Source organism: Azospirillum sp. UFLA03-27, assembly GCF_059803775.1.
The window spans coordinates 1-3868 of sequence record NZ_JAUQTX010000390.1 but is presented as its reverse complement, the minus strand read 5'-3'; the positions used below and the strand labels follow the sequence as shown (position 1 = coordinate 3868).

At 71.3% G+C, this 3868-nt stretch carries 4 protein-coding genes and 1 pseudogene; 4 read left to right on the top strand and 1 reads right to left on the bottom strand.

Translation table 11 applies throughout. The features are described from left to right. A pseudogene (locus Q4I23_RS31195) lies at positions 1-224 on the bottom strand (hypothetical protein); the annotation flags it as partial. A gap of 167 nt (positions 225-391) precedes the next feature. Between Q4I23_RS31195 and Q4I23_RS31190 the strand changes: the two are divergent. The 4 genes from Q4I23_RS31190 to Q4I23_RS31175 all read left to right on the top strand — a co-directional run bounded on the left by Q4I23_RS31190 (position 392) and on the right by Q4I23_RS31175 (position 3848). Next, entirely contained in the window at positions 392-1909 is a 1518-nt protein-coding gene (locus Q4I23_RS31190) for a portal protein (protein ID WP_498528786.1), read from the top strand. Further along, the gene (locus Q4I23_RS31185; RefSeq protein WP_454019127.1) at positions 1902-2174 is read left to right on the top strand and encodes a Bbp19 family protein; all 273 of its coding nucleotides are present in this window, start codon (positions 1902-1904) and stop codon (positions 2172-2174) included. Before Q4I23_RS31190 ends, Q4I23_RS31185 begins: the two co-directional genes overlap by 8 nt. A 25-nt stretch (positions 2175-2199) precedes the next feature. Further along, a complete protein-coding gene (locus Q4I23_RS31180; protein WP_498528785.1) occupies positions 2200-2907 on the top strand; it encodes a capsid assembly protein in 708 nt (235 codons plus the stop codon). A 230-nt stretch (positions 2908-3137) separates the two neighbouring features. Beyond that, positions 3138-3848 (top strand): HAMP domain-containing protein, encoded by a 711-nt coding sequence (locus tag Q4I23_RS31175; RefSeq protein ID WP_498528784.1) that lies wholly within the window; start codon positions 3138-3140, stop codon positions 3846-3848. Positions 3849-3868: the final 20 nt, after the last annotated feature.

The window sequence follows — 3868 nt, the reverse complement described above, 5'->3', positions numbered from 1 at the left end:
ACGGCATACGAGATAGCTGTTATAGTCTCGTGGGCTCGGAGATGTGTATAAGAGACAGCTCCCGAGCCTGCCCCCGAGCCGACCCCGGGGCCGGTGGAAGCTCCTGCGCCGGTTCCCATCACGACGCCCTGGTGGAACACGGCCCCGGAACCGGTGCCGGCACCCGCCGCCCCGGTGGTCGAGGTCCCGGCTCCCGCGGTGCCGCCCACCGTCGACCCGGTCATCCCGCCTTCGGCGACGGAGGAGGAGAAGGACCCGGCGAAGGGCGCAGAAGCGCTGATCTAGCGGCGCAACCGGGGACGGGCGGGGACCGTCCAGACCTCCTGGCGGGGCGCGCTGGACGTCGGCGCGCTGGTGCCGTTGCGCAAGCGCCTGTTGGGGGAGTGAGGCCATGAAGGACACCGCACACGGCACCACCCAGGGGGTCCGCAAGGGGGATGCCGCATCCGCGTCGCCGAACAGCCCGGAGCGTCTGCTGGAACGCTACCGGGCGGCGCGGGAGCGCCGGTCGGTCTGGGAAAGCCATTGGCAGGACTGCTACGACCACGCCCTGCCCAACGGGCAGCCCTTCCGCGGCGGCGGCACTCCCGGCGAGCGGCGGGTGGACCGGCTGTTCGACGGCACCGCGCCGGACGCGGTGGAGCAGCTCGCCGCCAGCCTGCTGGCCGAACTGACCCCGCCCTGGTCGCGCTGGTTCGGGCTGCAGCCCGGCCCGTCGCTGCCCGATGGGGAGCGCGACCGCGTGGCCCCGATGCTCGACCGCGCCGCCGGCATCGTGCAGGCGCATGTCGACCGTTCCAACTTCGCCGTGGAGATCCACCAATCCTTCCTCGACCTTGTGACGGTGGGCACCGCCTGCCTGCTGATGGAGGAGGCCCCGCCCGGCGCCGCGTCCAGCCTGCGCTTCACCGCGGTGCCGCTGGCCGAGGCGGTGCTGGAGGAGGGGGCGGACGGGCGGCTGGACGGCACCTTCCGGTGCAGCGAGGCGACGCTGGCCCAGATCGAGCGCCGCTTTCCCGGCGTGACCATCCCGGACGAAGTGCGCGAACGCGGCGCCGCGGAGCCGGACAGCCGCTTTCCGCTGGTCGAGGCGGTGCTGCCGGACGGGCTGGCCTACCGCTGGGCGGTGGTGCTGGACAGCGGTCTGGCCGATCCCGCCACGCTGGCCGAGGGGCGCTTCGCGCAATCGCCGTTCATCAACTTTCGTTGGTTGAAGGCACCGGGGGAAACCTATGGCCGGTCGCCGGTCATGAAGGCGCTGCCCGACATCAAGACCGCCAACAAGGTGGTGGAGCTGGTGCTGAAGAACGCCTCCGTCGCCGTCACCGGCATCTGGCAGGCCGACGACGACGGGGTGCTGAACCCCGCCACCATCCGGCTGGTGCCGGGGACGATCATCCCCAAGGCGGTGGGGTCGGCCGGGCTGACGCCGCTCGCCAACCCCGGCCGGTTCGACGTGTCGCAGCTCGTGCTCGACGACCTGCGGGCGCGCATCCGCCACGCGCTGCTGGCCGACCGGCTGGGGCCGTTGGACCAGCCGCGCATGACCGCGACCGAAGTGGTCGAACGCTCCGCCGAGATGGCCCGGCTGCTTGGCGCGACCTATGGGCGGCTCCAGGCGGAGCTGTTGACCCCGCTGGTGCTGCGCGCCGTCGGCATCCTGCGCCGCCGCGGCGAGATCCCGGACATCGCGGTGGATGGGCGCACGGTGGCGCTGCAACACCGCTCCCCGCTGGCCCAGGCGCAGGCGCAGCGCGACGTCCAGGCGACGCTGCGTTGGCTGGACACCGCCCGCCAGCTCGGCCCGGAGGCGCTGTCCGCGGTGGACGTCGCGGCGACCGCGCGCTGGCTGGGCGAGGCCTTCGGCGTGCCCGCCAAGCTGGTGCGGGCGGAGGCGCCACATGGCTGATCCGGCGGAGTGGAACAATGGCGGCTGGGCTTGGCTGGATGGAGCCTCGTTCGCCGAGGCCGTTCCGGCCGGTGATCCGGCGCCCAGCTTCGCCCGCTGCTTCGCCGGGCCGGACGGGGCGCGGGTGCTGGCCACGCTGACGGCGATGACGCTCGAACGCACGCTCGGTCCCGACGCCTCCGACGCCGCGCTGCGCGACCTGGAAGGCCAACGCCGTCTGGTCGCCCTCATTCTCGCCCTGACCGCCCGTGGGCAGGGTGCCTGATTCTTTCATCGTATAGGAGCTATCCATGGCCGAGAACCTGCTGACGTCGACCGTTCCCGGCGCCCCGCCCGCGGTGCCCGAGAAGTTCCGCGACCCGGAAACCGGTGCGGTGCGCGTGGAGGCGCTGCTGAAATCCTATCTGGAGCTGGAGCGCAAGCTGTCCGCTCCCGCCCCCGCCTCTGGTGATGGCGAGCGGCCCGGCCTGCTGGTGGCGCCGGGTGTGCCCGATGGGCCGGAGGGCTATTGCATCGCCTGCGACCACGGGCTGTTCGAGCCGGATCCGGCGATCAACGGCCGCCTGCACGGCGCCGGCTTCACGCCGGAACAGGCGCAGCTCGTCTACGACCTCGCCGCCGAGCGGCTGGTCCCGCTGATCCAGGAACTGGCCGCCGAGTTCCAGGCGGAACGCGAGGTCGAACGGTTGTCCGCCCAGTTCGGCGGGGCCGAGCGCTGGCGGGAGGTGTCGCGGCAACTCCACGCCTGGGCGGTGAAGAACCTGCCGCCGGCGGCGGTGGAGGGGCTGTCGACCACCTATGAAGGGGTGATGGCGCTTCACCGGATGATGACCGGTGGCGAGCCAGCCGCCCTGTCGATGCCGGCCGGCGCGCCGTCCGCCGGAGGGGAGGCGGAACTGCAGGCGCTGATGCGCGACCCCCGCTATTGGCGGGACCGCGACCCGGCGGTGGTGTCGAAGGTGACCGACGGGTTCCGGCGCCTTTATCCCACCGCCTGAGCCTGTGGACCGTTGGCGCGGCGTGGCATTGCGCGGCCTCTCGGGAGGGTTTTGCGAAGCCGCGCCGCGCCGGATGGGCAAAATGTCGCAGCCGGATTGAAAAAGACGCAGGGGGGACGGGGCGGGCAACTTGGCCGTTGCGTGTTTGAAATAAAAAAGCGACGCTTTCGCGCAGAATGACAACCGGCCGGAAGCACAGGCCGGGTGCGACGATTGCCGCCGGAACCGTGATGACGCTGCGCCGCAAGATCCGTTGGCTGACCTGGATCGGCCTGATCGGCTGCCTCATGGCGGCAATCCCTGCGCTTTACCTGCTGCGCAGCGGTCTGATCACGGAGCGGGGACGGCTGACCCACGCGTTGGTCGGGTCGGCCCACGCCATGCTTGGCGAGATCAACGCGGCCATCGAGGCGGGCGCCCTGCCGCGGGACGAAGGCCAGGGGCAGGCGCGGCTGGCTCTGCGGGCGCTGGGGCGCGATCCCTTCCATGTCAGCGTGTTCACCGACGGGCGCGTGCCCGATGGCTGGATGGGCGAGGGGCATTCGGTCCGGGCCAGCCTGACCTTCGAGCCCTGGGGCTGGGCCATCGCGGCGGCCAGCGGGACCGACGACCTCGACCGCGAATTCGCCATGGAGGCCTTGGCCTTCGTCCTGTTCATCGCCGTTCTGCTGGTGCTGAGCTGGCCGCTGTCGGTGTTCCTGTCGCAGCATGTGCTGGGTCCCATCGAGGCGCTGTCGGAGCGGATGGAGCGGCTGACCGAAGGACAGACCGGCATCGACATCCCCGGCCGCGACCGCAAGGACGAGTTCGGCGCCATGGCCCGCGCCATGGACTATTTCCGGCAGGCCGCCGAGGCGCTGATCGTGCGCGACGAGCGGCTGTTCGGCATCATGAACAACATCGGCGAAGCCATCGTGCTGCTGTCTCTTATACACATCTGACGCTGCCGACGATTATACGC